Annotated in this window: 12 protein-coding genes; 5 read left to right on the top strand and 7 right to left on the bottom strand. The window is 60.5% G+C overall.

The window, feature by feature from the left end:
- Positions 1-16: 16 nt before the first annotated feature.
- Together KHA73_RS23010 and KHA73_RS23005 are read right to left on the bottom strand one after the other, a co-directional pair.
- Entirely contained in the window at positions 17-958 is a 942-nt protein-coding gene (locus tag KHA73_RS23010) for an ornithine cyclodeaminase family protein (RefSeq protein ID WP_234587010.1), read from the bottom strand.
- A complete protein-coding gene (locus tag KHA73_RS23005) occupies positions 945-1,913 on the bottom strand; it encodes a threonine/serine dehydratase (protein ID WP_234587008.1) in 969 nt (322 codons plus the stop codon). Before KHA73_RS23005 ends, KHA73_RS23010 begins: the two co-directional genes overlap by 14 nt.
- Positions 1,914-2,133: 220 nt before the next feature.
- On the opposite strand from KHA73_RS23005, the gene KHA73_RS23000 reads away from it, so the two are divergent.
- Together KHA73_RS23000 and KHA73_RS22995 are read left to right on the top strand one after the other, a co-directional pair.
- Complete coding sequence (locus KHA73_RS23000; protein ID WP_234587007.1) at positions 2,134-2,868, top strand: acid phosphatase; 735 nt, start codon at positions 2,134-2,136, stop codon at positions 2,866-2,868.
- A gap of 88 nt (positions 2,869-2,956) precedes the next feature.
- Positions 2,957-4,237: a DUF3748 domain-containing protein gene (locus KHA73_RS22995; RefSeq protein ID WP_234587005.1), complete on the top strand. Its 1,281-nt coding sequence runs from the start codon at positions 2,957-2,959 to the stop codon at positions 4,235-4,237.
- A 42-nt stretch (positions 4,238-4,279) separates the two neighbouring features.
- Here KHA73_RS22995 and KHA73_RS22990 read toward each other — a convergent pair whose 3' ends face one another.
- Entirely contained in the window at positions 4,280-4,624 is a 345-nt protein-coding gene (locus KHA73_RS22990; RefSeq protein WP_234587003.1) for a YceK/YidQ family lipoprotein, read from the bottom strand.
- A 308-nt stretch (positions 4,625-4,932) separates the two neighbouring features.
- On the opposite strand from KHA73_RS22990, the gene ibpA reads away from it, so the two are divergent.
- Positions 4,933-5,346 carry a small heat shock chaperone IbpA gene (gene ibpA, locus KHA73_RS22985; protein ID WP_234587001.1) on the top strand — a complete coding sequence of 138 codons (414 nt, stop codon included), beginning with the start codon at positions 4,933-4,935 and terminating at the stop codon, positions 5,344-5,346.
- A 108-nt stretch (positions 5,347-5,454) separates the two neighbouring features.
- A complete protein-coding gene (ibpB, locus tag KHA73_RS22980; protein ID WP_234586999.1) occupies positions 5,455-5,883 on the top strand; it encodes a small heat shock chaperone IbpB in 429 nt (142 codons plus the stop codon).
- Between the two features lie 102 nt (positions 5,884-5,985).
- On the opposite strand, the gene KHA73_RS22975 is transcribed toward ibpB, so the two are convergent.
- Positions 5,986-7,236 (bottom strand): valine--pyruvate transaminase, encoded by a 1,251-nt coding sequence (locus KHA73_RS22975; protein WP_234586998.1) that lies wholly within the window; start codon positions 7,234-7,236, stop codon positions 5,986-5,988.
- 134 nt (positions 7,237-7,370) lie between these two features.
- The gene (locus KHA73_RS22970; protein WP_234586997.1) at positions 7,371-9,437 is read right to left on the bottom strand and encodes an alpha-amylase; all 2,067 of its coding nucleotides are present in this window, start codon (positions 9,435-9,437) and stop codon (positions 7,371-7,373) included.
- A 199-nt stretch (positions 9,438-9,636) separates the two neighbouring features.
- Between KHA73_RS22970 and KHA73_RS22965 the strand changes: the two genes are divergently transcribed.
- Positions 9,637-9,801, top strand: a complete 165-nt coding sequence (locus KHA73_RS22965; RefSeq protein ID WP_234586996.1) for a hypothetical protein — start codon at positions 9,637-9,639, stop codon at positions 9,799-9,801.
- 1 nt (position 9,802) lies between these two features.
- Here the strand turns inward: KHA73_RS22965 and ghrB are convergent, their stop codons facing one another.
- Together ghrB and KHA73_RS22955 are read right to left on the bottom strand one after the other, a co-directional pair.
- Positions 9,803-10,780: a glyoxylate/hydroxypyruvate reductase GhrB gene (gene ghrB, locus KHA73_RS22960; RefSeq protein WP_234586995.1), complete on the bottom strand. Its 978-nt coding sequence runs from the start codon at positions 10,778-10,780 to the stop codon at positions 9,803-9,805.
- 43 nt (positions 10,781-10,823) lie between these two features.
- On the bottom strand, positions 10,824-12,092 hold the full coding sequence (locus KHA73_RS22955; protein ID WP_234586993.1) for an MFS transporter: 1,269 nt from the start codon (positions 12,090-12,092) through the stop codon (positions 10,824-10,826).
- Between the last annotated feature and the right edge of the window lie 69 nt (positions 12,093-12,161).

Below are 12,161 nucleotides of genomic sequence, written 5' to 3'. Positions count from 1 at the left end.
GCGCTTTGGCGCCCCTTCACAGCGCGGCTAAAATGCCTTTCACTATCTGTGCGTCCTGAATCGCCAGCCCGGTTAAATCGGCCAGGGTGATCTGCTGCGGGTCGCTGCGTGCCTTTCCCCCCTGCTGCAGCGCGGCGCCCAGTTCGACGATCGGCGTCGATGCCAGCAAACCCTGGCGATAAGCCGTGGCTATCTCGCCGTATTGCGAACATTGCGATAGCGCGTCGACCACAATGACATCCGCTTTGGCCACCAGATTGGTCGCCAGCTCCTGTTTGCCGTCGGCGTCGGCGCCCACCGCGGTGATATGGGTGCCGGGCCGGATGTCCGCCGCCTGCAGAATTGGCTCGCGGCTGGGGGTGGTGGTGACTATCAGTTGGCAGTGTGCCGCCAGCTGCGCCGCATCCTGCGTAATCTGCACCCGAAAGCCCTCGGCTTCGGCGTCGCGCCGAAAGGCGCGCAGCGCCGGCTCGCTGCGGCCCCATAGCCACGCCTCGCGGCAGGCGGTCACCGCTTTCAGCTGCTGCAGCTGCAGCCTGGCCTGCATGCCGCAGCCGATAATGCCGATTGCCTGAATATTTGGCGGGGCGCAGAGTTCGGCGGCGATGCGCCCGGCCAGCGCGGTGCGCAGCGCCGTCAGCCAGCCCTCGTCCAGCAGCAGCGTCTGCGGCTCGCCGGTCTGGGCGGAAAAGGCCATCATCAGCCCCTGATTGCTGGCCAGCCCCTGCGCCGGGTTGCGATAAAAGCCGGTGGAAACCTTGATGACAAACTGCTCATCCCCCTCCTGCCAGGCGGATTTGACGCAGCAGTCGCCGCCGGCCTGCGCGAACAGGAAATGCTGCACCGGAGGCTGCTGCACCCGCTGCTGTGAATGGGCGATAAAGCCTTCTTTTTGCAGTAAGGTGAGGCTATCGGCATCGAAAACCTCGAGGATCTGCCGGCGGTTAACGGTCTTCATCGGCGATTGCCTTGAGGTATTTCTCCAGCACGATGTTTTTACCGCACAGCGCCACCGCCACCTTCTTACCCTGGAATTCCGGCGCCAGCCGGATCGCCGCCGCCAGCGCCACCCCGGCCGCGCCCTCGATAATCCAGCGTTCGCTGGCGGCTATCTGGCGCATCGCCGCTTTGATTTCCGCTTCGCTGACTAAAACTTTGCGATCGATCAGCCGCTGGCATAGCGGGAAGGTCAGGGCGTCTGGCCCGACGCCGCCGGCGGTGCCGTCGGACAGGGTATCTTGTTCGTCCACCGGGAAGATATGGCCGGCCTCCAGCGCGCTGTACATACTGGTGGCGTTCTCCGGCCAGCAGGCAATAAGCTGCGTTTTTGGCGACAATCGCTTCAGAACGGTGCCTATTCCGGAAATATAGCCGCCGCCGCCCACCGCCACGAATACCGCATCCAGATCGGGCTGCTGCTCAACCAGCTCCATGCCGCAGGTTCCCTGGCCGGCAATCACCTGCTCGTCGTTATAGGGGGAGACATAGACCTTGCCTTGTTCATGGGCGGCTTTCTCGGCCGCCTGTTCGGCGTTCAGCGCATCGCCCGGCACCAGCTCCACCTGGCCGCCCAGCGCGCGGATGGTCTCAAGCTTGACCGCCGCCGCGGTTTCCGGCGCGTATACCGTTACGCTCACGCCTATCAGCCGGCCCGCCAGCGCCATGGCCTGGCCGTGATTGCCGGAGGAGGCGGCAATCACGCCGCGGCGGCGCTGTTCGTCGTTCAGCAGCCGCAGCTTGTTGCTGGCACCGCGGAATTTGAAGGAACCGGTCGGTTGCAGGTGATCGCATTTCAGATACAGCTCGCAGCCCAGCTGCTGCGAGAGCAGCACGCTGCGCTCCAGCGGGGTCACGGAAACCTGTGGGCGCAGCTGTTGATGGGCGGAAACGATGGCATCGAAGAGGTGGCTCATACCGGCTCCTGTAGGCGGTTGTTTGTAGACTTAAAAATCCAGTTTGTACTTTTTAGTATTCTTTGTAAACCCCAGATTCGGTCAGAAAAGCAATGTTGCGTTCTGTGATCGCTATTGAGGTGAAAAGTTCTTATTAATTTATAGTTAACCGGCCATATCTTTAAATTATTTGCTTCAAGGAAGTCGCATCAAAATTAATTATTTTAATTAGGGAATAAATATGAAAAAAATATTATTAGCCGCGTTAACCAGTGCCGCGTTAACGCCGTTTTCATTTGCCGCCAAAGATGTCACCACCCAGCCTGAGGTGTATTTTCTGCAAGAGTCGCAGTCCATAGATAGCCTGGCATTGCTGCCGCCGCCACCGGCGATGGACAGCATTGATTTCCTTAATGACAAGGCGCAATACGACGCCGGGAAAATAGTGCGCAATACCGCCAGGGGCAAGCAGGCTTATGATGACGCCCACGTTGCCGGAGACGGCGTCGCCGCCGCATTTTCCAACGCCTTCGGCGTGGAAATAACCCAGCAGAAAGCGCCGGAGCTGTTTAAGCTGGTGATGAAAATGCGTGAAGACGCCGGCGATCTGGCGACCCGCAGCGCAAAAAATCACTATATGCGCATTCGTCCTTTTGCTTTTTATAACGAATCGACCTGCCGGCCGGACGAAGAAAGCACCCTGTCGAAGAACGGTTCTTACCCTTCCGGGCATACCACCATCGGCTGGGCGACCGCGCTGGTGCTGGCTGAAATCAACCCCGCCAGGCAGGGCGAAATCCTGCAGCGCGGCTATGATATGGGCCAAAGCCGGGTTATCTGCGGTTATCACTGGCAAAGCGACGTGACTGCGGCGCGCATGGTGGCGTCGGCCATCGTGGCGCGTTTGCATGCCGAACCCGCCTTTATCGCCCAGTTGCAAAAGGCCAAGGACGAATTCGGCAGCCTGAAAAACTAATCTTTTCCCATCCCCGGCCGGCGCAATGAAACGCGCCGGCCGATCCGGTAAGATGGCGGCTCGTGCCAGCATGCGCAGGGGAGCCGCCATGAGCCATCGGGAAACACAGCTGACTTTCGATCCGCGAGGACATCAGTTAACCAACATCAACGTCTGGACGCCGGACAGCCAGTGGCTGGCCTACGACGTGCGCCCGAGCGGCGCTTCCTTCACCGGCCTGAGCATCGAGCGGGTCAATGTCGCCAGCGGCGAGGTCGAGGTGGTGTACCGCGCCCAGCACGGCGCGCACGTCGGCGTGGTCACCGTCAGCCCCGATGCGCCTGCCCGTTACGTCTTTATCCATGGCCCGGAACACCCGGACAGCGCCTGGCATTACGATTTTCACCATCGCCGCGGGGTGATCGTCAGCGAACCGGACCGCGAGTTGGCCATCACCCTCGATGCGCTGGACATTACCGCGCCTTACACTCCCGGCGCGCTGCGCGGCGGCAGCCATGTGCACGTATTCAGCCCGGACGGCAGCCGGCTTAGCTTTACCTATAACGACCACGTGATGCATGAGCGCGATCCGGCGCTGGATCTGCGCAACGTCGGCATTGCCGTGCCGCTGCAGGGGGTGAATCCACCCAAGCAGCATCCGCGTGAATACGACGGCAGCCATTATTGCGTGCTGGTCAGCGAGACCACGCCGCAACCGCAGCCGGGCAGCGATCAGATCACGCGCGCCTATGAGGAAGGCTGGATTGGCGGCAATGGCTACCTGAAGCCCGACGGCCAGCGGCAACGCTGGGCGCTGGCGTTTATCGGCGACACGCTGTCGGCCGCCGGCGAGAAGCTGCCGGAGGTGTTTATAGTCGATTTGCCGCACCACGACGCCGACTACGCCAAAGCGGGCGGGCGGCCGATTCAGGGCACCGAGCACGGCTTGCCGGCTCCGCCGCTCGGGGTGCGCCAACGGCGCCTGACCTTTACCGGCGGGCGGCGCTACCCCGGCGTGGCCACCGCGCCTCGCCACTGGCTGCGCAGCTCGCCGGACGGCAGCCAGATAGCTTTCCTGATGAAAGACGATAACGGCGTGGTGCAACTGTGGACGGTGTCGCCGAACGGCGGCGAACCGCGCCAGGTCACCCGCAGTGAGCATGGCGTGCAGTCGGCGTTCAGTTGGCACCCGCAGGGCGACAGGGTGGCGCTGGTGAGCGACAACAGCGTGATGCTGTGCGATATCGCCGGCGGGCGCATGCGGCGTTTGACGCAGCGCAGCGTGCAGCCGCCGTCGGGCGACGCGGTGGTGTTTTCGCCTGATGGTAAAAAAGTGGCGTTTATGCGTGAAGTCGCGGGCTTCAGCCAGATTTTTGTCGCTGAAGCCTAGGCGTTGCGGCGGCGGGCGATACGCCGCCCGCTGCCGGCAAAATTAGTGGGTCGTGGTATCGGCGCCCTGGCCCGGATTGCCGGTGGTCGCCAGGTTTTGCTGTTCGCTGCGCAGGATGCGCGCTTTCGGGGAGTCTGCCGTGCCGTCGCTGCCGGAGCGCAGGTAGTCGTAAGGCAGCAGCACGGTGTCCATCACCGCCGAGAAGGGCAGGTCCAACGCCACCAGCGGCATCATCGCCCAACTGGTATTGTCGTCTTTCAGCATATCCACGCTGGCGCGGGTGCCGGGATAGTAGCCCTGATTCGGGCCGGTATGACTCATTACGCTGGAGCAACCGCTGGTCGCTAACAGCATGCAGCTGGTCGCTATCACTTTTATCGTTGTCATTAATCCATCCTGCAGGGTTGCTGTGCCCCTAAAATATCCTGATTTATAACATCCCGTTGATGTTTTAAAAGAAGTAAAGTCCCGCTCTGTGGCGGTTCTCTCACTTTAGTGTAAGTGATAAAAAAACATTCGCAGCATTGATTGTCAATTTTTTGCCTGCCGTCGGCTTGAAATGATGAAACTGACCCCCATTTTGTTAGCAAGGCCAAATTAAGAATTTGCCGTAAGGGAATTCTGGCCAATTAGCCTGTCCAGAGTGGAAGGCTTATTTATTAAAACCTCGCTGAAGTGCCTTAGGAGGCCGTTTTATGCGCAACTTTGATCTTTCCCCGCTATACCGTTCCGCGATCGGTTTTGACCGTCTGTTTAATGCGTTGGAGGCTGGACAAAGCCAGGGTAACGGCGGCTATCCCCCTTATAACGTCGAGCTGGTGGATGAAAATCATTATCGTATCGCCATTGCGGTGGCCGGGTTTGCCGAGCAGGAGCTGGAGATCACCACGCAAGACAATCTGCTGATTGTACGCGGTGCCCATAATAATGAGCCGGCAGAAAAAACTTACCTGTATCAAGGCATTGCCGAGCGAAATTTTGAGCGTAAATTCCAGCTGGCCGAACATATTCACATTAAGGGCGCCAAACTGGAAAACGGCCTGCTGTATATCGATATGCAACGCATCGTGCCGGAAACACTAAAACCGCGCCGCATAGAAATTAAATAATTCTTATTTTACCGGCACGACGTCGCGCCGGTGAATCTGCAATAGTCGTTAGCCTGCCGTCAGGGGGCTGAATAAACACATCTCGCTTAAATAGAAGGAGTTGTCCCTATGCGTAATTACGATTTATCCCCGCTTCTGCGTCAATGGATTGGTTTTGATAAATTAGCCAGTTCTATGGGTGGTCAGGAACCTCAGGGGTTCCCGCCTTACAATATTGAGAAAAGCGACGACAACCATTATCGCATCTCCCTGGCGCTGGCCGGTTTCCGGCAGAGTGAGTTGGATATCGAGGTGGAAGGCCCGCGGCTGGCCGTCAGCGGCAAGCCGACCCCGCCGGAAAAACAGGTCGAGTATCTGCACCAGGGGCTGGTGTGCAAAGAATTCCAGCTGACGTTTACCCTGGCGGAACACCTGCAGGTTTCCGAAGCGAAATTTGAAAACGGCCTGCTGCATATCGATCTGGTGCGTCAGGTGCCGGAGGCGCTGCAGCCGCAACGCATCGCCATCGGCGGCACGCCGGAGCTGGAAGCCAAATAACCGTCTAAAACGGCGATAATGATACGGGGGAGGTCCATATGGGCCTCCCCCGTTGCGTTATGCATCGCATCTCTTTCGCGGTCGATTTTCAAACGGCTCGGGTCAGCCTTCCTGATGAGCGCGCTCGATCTCTTCCGCCAGGATCGCCACCCCGCGTTCAATCTTCTCGGGGTCCGGCACGTAGTTCATGCGCATGCACTGGTGGGTGTGCGGCCACTCATGCTCCAGCCCCGGGAAGAAGTAGTGCCCAGGCACCATCAGCACGCCGCGCTTTTTCAGGCGCTGGTACAGCAGCTCGGTGGTGATCGGCAGATCCTTGAACCACAGCCAGAGGAAAATCGCCCCTTCCGGCTTGTGGATCAGGCAGCGCTCCGGGGGCAGGTAGCGGCGAATGATCTCGATGGTGTGTTCCACGCGCTGTTTGTAGAACGGGCGGATCACCTCGTTGGAAAGGCGCAGCAAATCGCCGCGTTCGATCATTTCCGCCGCCATCGCCGGCCCCATGCTGCCCGGTGACAGGCTGATAATGCCGTTCATGTTGGTCAGCGCGCCGATCACCTTCTCGTCGGCGATCACGATGCCGCAGCGCGAACCCGGCAGACCGAGCTTCGACAGGCTCATGCACAGAATGATGTTCGGGTTCCACAACGGCGTGGCGTCGCTGAAGATGATGCCGGGGAAGGGCACGCCGTAAGCGTTGTCGATAACCAACGGGATGTTGCGCTGTTGCGCCAGCAGATCGAGCTTCATCAGCTCTTCGTCGGTGATCACGTTGCCGGTCGGGTTGGTTGGGCGCGACACGCAGATCATGCCGATATCGTCGCCGATATTCAGGTGTTCAAAATCAACGTGATATTTGAACTGGCCTTCCGGCAGCAGCTCGATGTTCGGCTTGGCCGAAACAAATAGCCCTTCGTCCAGCCCGGCATCGGCATAGCCGATGTATTCCGGCGCCAGCGGGAACAGCACGCGGCGGCGTGAACCGTCGGCGTAGCGGCCGGCGAACAGGTTGAACAAGTAGAAAAACGCGCTTTGGCTGCCGTTTGTCAGTGCAATATTCTGTGGCGAGATCTGCCAACCGAGCTCGTCGCGCAGCATATTGGCCAGCGCTTTCAGCAGTGCGTCCTTGCCCTGCGGGCCGTCGTAGTTGCACAGCGCCTCGGTCAGCTTGCCCTGATCGAGCATGTCCTGGCACAGCTGTTTGAAGTAGCTTTCCATCTCGGGGATCTGCGCGGGATTTCCGCCGCCGAGCATGATGGCACCGGGGGTGCGCAGGCCTTCGTTCAGGTCGTCCATCAAGCGGGTGATGCCCGCGTAACGGGTAAATTTGTCGCCGAAAAGTGAAAAAGTCATAGGTGCAGCAGTAATGTTTTTAGCGGGTAATGGCCCACCATACCGCCAGACAAACCCCGGTGCAATGCGGCGGACAATTCGGCTACTGGGCATAAAGGTTGCTCAATAGCCGTTTGTTAGCATATTCCTCTGGATTATTGTGACCGATCGCCAACCCACACCACCATCACCCTGTCTTCGCCGAGCCGGCGGCTGAAGGCGTAGTAGCCTGGGTTTGGCAGCGGCTGCTGCACCCCGGCGCCGATCGCCGGATGGCGGGCGCGGAATTGGCCAAGCCGTTGCCAGTGGGCCAGCAGCGGGGCTTTGTCGCCCGCAATCTCGCGCCAGTTCATATCGGAGCGGGTACCCTGCAGAGGGTCAGACCCCGTTGGCCCCAGCGGCCGCCCGCTTTCATCGCCGTAGTAAATCTGCACCGCCCCCGGCGCCAACAGCAGCAGATCCGCCGCCCGCTGCTGCAGCGGCAGAGAGCCTTTGGCGTCGTCGGCGAAGAACAGCCGGGTATCGTGCGAGGAGAGATAGCTCAACACGTTGAAATCCTGCAGCTTATCGGCCATCTGGCGGTAGGTGGCGTCGATATCTGCGAAGCAGCCCAGCGCCTGCGACGCCTGGTCCTGAAAATCGAAGTTGATCATCGCGTCGAAGCCGTTCTGATAATAGTCGCTTTTCATCACGCCGTGGCCCCAGGCTTCGCCGGTCATCCAAAACGGCGCATCGTCCAGCGCCTGCTGCGGATTTTCGGCTTTCCACGCCGCCAGCGCCGCCGCAGCGCGCTGTTTCAGCAGCGCCAGCGTCGGTTTTTCCACGTGTTTGGCGGTATCGACGCGAAAGCCGTCGATGCCGTAATCGCGCACCCACTGGCTGAGCCAGGTGGTCAGGTAGTCGCGGGTGGTGGCGCCGGGAATGTCATGTGCGGCGGTGTCGGGCTTGTGGCGATAGAACAGCGGCAGGCCGCTGGCGCCTGGCGCCTCGGTTTTGATGTCCGGAAGAAAAGCCAACGACATGGTCAGATCGTCATAGCCCGGTGAGTCGTAGTCGCCGATATCGGTGCGGATCCAGTTTTTCCCCCACCATTTGCTCCAGCCTGCCTGGTCGCTGAAGTTGATGACATCGTTAAAGCTGTGCCAATTTTGGCCGGGGCCAGGCCGCCAGTCGTTCCAGCGTTTGCCCAGCGTTTTTTCAAGCTCCTGGCCCTTGAGGTACAGCGAACCGAACCGGAACTCTTGCATATCCGCCAGCGTGGCGTAACCGACGTGATTCACCACCACGTCAAACAGTATGCGGATGCCGCGCCGGTGCGCCTGTTCGACCAGCGTGCGCAAATCCTGCTCGCTGCCCATATTGGCGTCGAGCCGGGTCCAGTCCAGCGCGTAGTAGCCGTGGTAGGCGTAGTGCGGGAAATCGCCCTTGGTGCCGCCGCCGACCCAGCCATGGATCTGTTCCAGAGGCGAACTGATCCACAGGGCGTTGACGCCGAGCTGCTGCAGGTAATCCAGCTTCTGCGTCAGGCCGGCCAGATCGCCGCCGTGGAAGGTGCCGATCTCCTGCATGCCGTCGCTGCGGCGGCCGTAGCTGTGATCGTTGGCGGGATTGCCGTTTTCAAAGCGGTCGGTAAGCACGAAATACACCGTGGCGTTGCGCCAGCTGAAGGCCGCCGGCTGGCTTACCCCGGCGGGTTCCAGCAGCAGCATCCCGCCGCTGCCCTCGGCCGGCTGCAGGGTGACTTTGCCCTGGCGCACCTGCGCCGTCTGGCCGGAATAGAAGTCGCGCAGCGTTTCGCCCTCGGCGAAGGTGGCGGAGACGTCGAGCGTCACCGGCTTGCCGTCCCAGCGTGGGCAACTGCGGGTGACGGCGGCCGCGGCGGTCTGCGGCGCGCTCTTCAGGCTGAGCTGCAGCGTCGGCGTGCCGCTGCGGGTATCGATCCGCACCTGATAATCGCCGTCGCGGAACAGCCGCCAGTTTACCGGCGAATTTGTACCGCAGGGCTGCAGCGACAGGCTCTGGTTCAGCTTCACCGCCGTCGTCGGCTGCCAGCACTGCCGATCCTTATACAGCTGCAGCGGCAGTTGGCCTTTGGCCAGCGTCGCCTGGCTGACGAACAGGCCGGCGGCGGGCTCCTCAAAAGCCGGCAGGCCTTGCAGCGCCCAGCCGGCCATTGCCGGCGGCGACAGCAACATTAACAGAGGAAGGATCGGGCGTTTCATGGCTCTCCTTACGTGCGGCGGGAAGCGTATCTATCCTAAGGTAGCGCTCAGTGTGACAAAGGCGAAAAAAACGGCCTCATCCCGCCGCTAATTTTTAGGGGAGGAGGGCGCAGGGGGAGCTTTTTCGGACAGATACCGCTTGGTTTTATGCGCGTCCTGGGTCAGATTGGATGCGTTCAACGGAATAAGGAGACGACGAATGACGGATAAAGGATGGCGGGAAGAGATCGTGCAGGCGATTCAGGAAGCCGAACTGCGAGACTTCGCCGAAGAGCACCAGCTGCAGGCGCTGTTTCACCCGCGGCGCGGCGCTATGCCGGAAGACAATTCGAGCCGGCTATCCGCAGATAACCGGCCCCGTTAAATCACCGCTGCAGCAGCTGCGGATTCACGCAGTTTTCTTTCACCGTGCCGCTCAGCGCGGCGATCAAATTATCCACCGCACATTCCGCCATGCCGTAGCGCGTTTCATGGGTGGCCGAGCCGATATGCGGCAGGGCCACCACGTTCGGCAGCGTCAGCAGCGCTGAAGACGCCGGCAACGGCTCTTTCTCGAACACATCCAGCCCGGCGGCGTGAAGGGTGCCGTTTTGCAATGCCTCAATCAGCGCTTGTTCATCAACCACCGGGCCGCGGCCGGCGTTGATCAATATGCCGCTCTTTTTCATCTTCGCCAGTTGTTCACGGCCGATCAGGTGGAAGGTCTCGTCGGTCAACGGCAGCGTAATGCAGATGAAGTCGGACTCGGCCAGCAGGGTGTCCAGATCGCAGCGGCGGGCGTTGAAGCGCTCCTCGGCTTCTGCGTGAGTGCGGCGGGCGTTGTACAGCACCGGCATGCCGAAACCGAAGTGCGCGCGCTGCGCCAGCGCCAGGCCGATGCGGCCCATGCCCAGGATGCCGATGGTTTTATGGTGCACGTCGACGCCAAACCAGTCCGGGCCGATGCTGCCCTGCCATTCACCGGCTTTCACCCGGTCGGCCACTTCCACCACGCGGCGCGCGGTGGCCAGCACCAGGCTCATGATGGTGTCGGCGACGGTTTCGGTCAGCACCGTTGGCGTGTGCATCAGCAGCACGTTACGGGCGTTGAGCGCCGCGACGTCGAAGTTGTCGTAGCCGACGGAAATGGTGGAGGCCGCGCGCAGCTTGGGCGCCTGCTGCAGGAATGCCTCGTCGATTTTACCGCCGGAACCGATGATCCCCTCCGCCTGCTGCAACGCCTGGCGCAGCGCGTCGCGGTTATCCGGGTTCAGGCCGTCGAAGGCGTGCACGGTAAAGTGCTGTTCCAGCCGCTCGCGCAGGTCGGCGGGAAGGCTTTTGTACAATACGATAGAAGGCTTCATCACGAACATCCATTGGGTTAGATATAAATAAAGTATAACCAAATCAAGCCAGTTGCGGCTGAACCTCGTTGCGGGCGGGCTTGACGATCAGCGTCAGCACCACCGCCGCCACCAGCGCGATGGCCATAAACATATAGGATGCGGCCGGGCTGCCGGTGGCGCCGTTCAGATAGCCGACGAACCAGGAGCCGAAGAACGAGCCGAGCGCACCCATGCTGTTGATTAGCGCCATCGCGCCGCCGGCGACGTTTTTCGGCAGCATTTCCGGGATGATGGCGAAGAACGGGCCGTACGGGGCGTACATCGCCGCGCCGGCGATCACCAGCAGGCCGTAGGAAATCCAGAAATGGTTGGGGCCGACGGCATAAGAACCGAAGAACGCCAGCGCGCCGATCAGCAGCAGCGGCCAGACGAACAGCTTGCGGTTTTGCAGTTTGTCGGAGGCCCAGGACACGACGATCATGGCGATAGTCGCCGCCAGATAAGGCACCGCAGACAGCCAGCCGGCTTCCACCATGCCCATCTGCATGCCGCTGCGCAGGATAGACGGCAGCCACAGCACGAAGCCGTATACGCCGATGCTCCAGGCGAAATATTGCGCGCACAGCAGGATCACGTTGCGCGAGCGGAAGGCTTCGCCGTAGTTGCGCACCGCTTTGATGCCTTTCTGTTCTTCATCCAGCTGGCGCTGCAGCGCCAGTTTTTCTTCTTCGTTCAACCATTTGGCCTGCGCCGGTTTGTCTTTCGCCAGCACCCACCAGCAGAAAGCCCAGATCACCGCCGGAATGCCTTCGATGATAAACATTTCGCGCCAGCCGAAGGCGTGGATCAGGTAGCCGGACACCACCGACATCCACAGCACCGTCACCGGGTTGCCGAGGATCAGGAAGGTGTTGGCGCGTGAGCGCTCCGATTTGGTGAACCAGTTGCTGATGTAGATCAGCATCGCCGGCATCACCGCGGCTTCCACCACGCCGAGAATAAAGCGGATGGCGGCCAGCATCGGGATATTGCTCACCACGCCGGTCAGCGAGGCGCAGCCGCCCCACAGGATCAGGCACCAGAAGATCAGCTTTTTCACGCTGCGGCGTTCGGCATAGATCGCGCCGGGAATTTGGAAGAAGAAATAACCGAGGAAAAACAGTGCGCCCAGCAGCGAGGACATGCCTTTGGTGATGCCCAGATCGTCGTTGATGCCGGCGGCCGAGGCAAAGCTGAAGTTGGCGCGATCGAGATAGGCCAGGCTGTAGGTGATAAACACGATGGGCATGATGTACCACCAGCGTTTGGCCGCGATAGTCGCTTTATTCATGTTCAGATTCCTTCAGTGGTGTTGCATACCCAACGCCTTTCATACTGCAACGTAAAAGCCGTTGGGATA

Source organism: Serratia entomophila, assembly GCF_021462285.1.
Taxonomy (GTDB): Bacteria; Pseudomonadota; Gammaproteobacteria; order Enterobacterales; family Enterobacteriaceae; genus Serratia; species Serratia entomophila.
The sequence above is the reverse complement of the archived record's forward strand: the minus strand, read 5'-3'. Positions and strand labels throughout refer to the sequence as shown.

Coding starts and splice junctions, on each gene's coding strand:
- KHA73_RS22970 (WP_234586997.1), bottom strand. CDS start 9,437: ATGAAACGCCCGATCCTTCCTCTGTTAATGTTGCTGTCGCCGCCGGCA.
- KHA73_RS23010 (WP_234587010.1), bottom strand. CDS start 958: ATGAAGACCGTTAACCGCCGGCAGATCCTCGAGGTTTTCGATGCCGAT.
- ibpA (WP_234587001.1), top strand. CDS start 4,933: ATGCGCAACTTTGATCTTTCCCCGCTATACCGTTCCGCGATCGGTTTT.
- ibpB (WP_234586999.1), top strand. CDS start 5,455: ATGCGTAATTACGATTTATCCCCGCTTCTGCGTCAATGGATTGGTTTT.
- KHA73_RS22995 (WP_234587005.1), top strand. CDS start 2,957: ATGAGCCATCGGGAAACACAGCTGACTTTCGATCCGCGAGGACATCAG.
- KHA73_RS22955 (WP_234586993.1), bottom strand. CDS start 12,092: ATGAATAAAGCGACTATCGCGGCCAAACGCTGGTGGTACATCATGCCC.
- KHA73_RS23005 (WP_234587008.1), bottom strand. CDS start 1,913: ATGAGCCACCTCTTCGATGCCATCGTTTCCGCCCATCAACAGCTGCGC.
- KHA73_RS22975 (WP_234586998.1), bottom strand. CDS start 7,236: ATGACTTTTTCACTTTTCGGCGACAAATTTACCCGTTACGCGGGCATC.
- KHA73_RS22965 (WP_234586996.1), top strand. CDS start 9,637: ATGACGGATAAAGGATGGCGGGAAGAGATCGTGCAGGCGATTCAGGAA.
- KHA73_RS23000 (WP_234587007.1), top strand. CDS start 2,134: ATGAAAAAAATATTATTAGCCGCGTTAACCAGTGCCGCGTTAACGCCG.
- ghrB (WP_234586995.1), bottom strand. CDS start 10,780: ATGAAGCCTTCTATCGTATTGTACAAAAGCCTTCCCGCCGACCTGCGC.
- KHA73_RS22990 (WP_234587003.1), bottom strand. CDS start 4,624: ATGACAACGATAAAAGTGATAGCGACCAGCTGCATGCTGTTAGCGACC.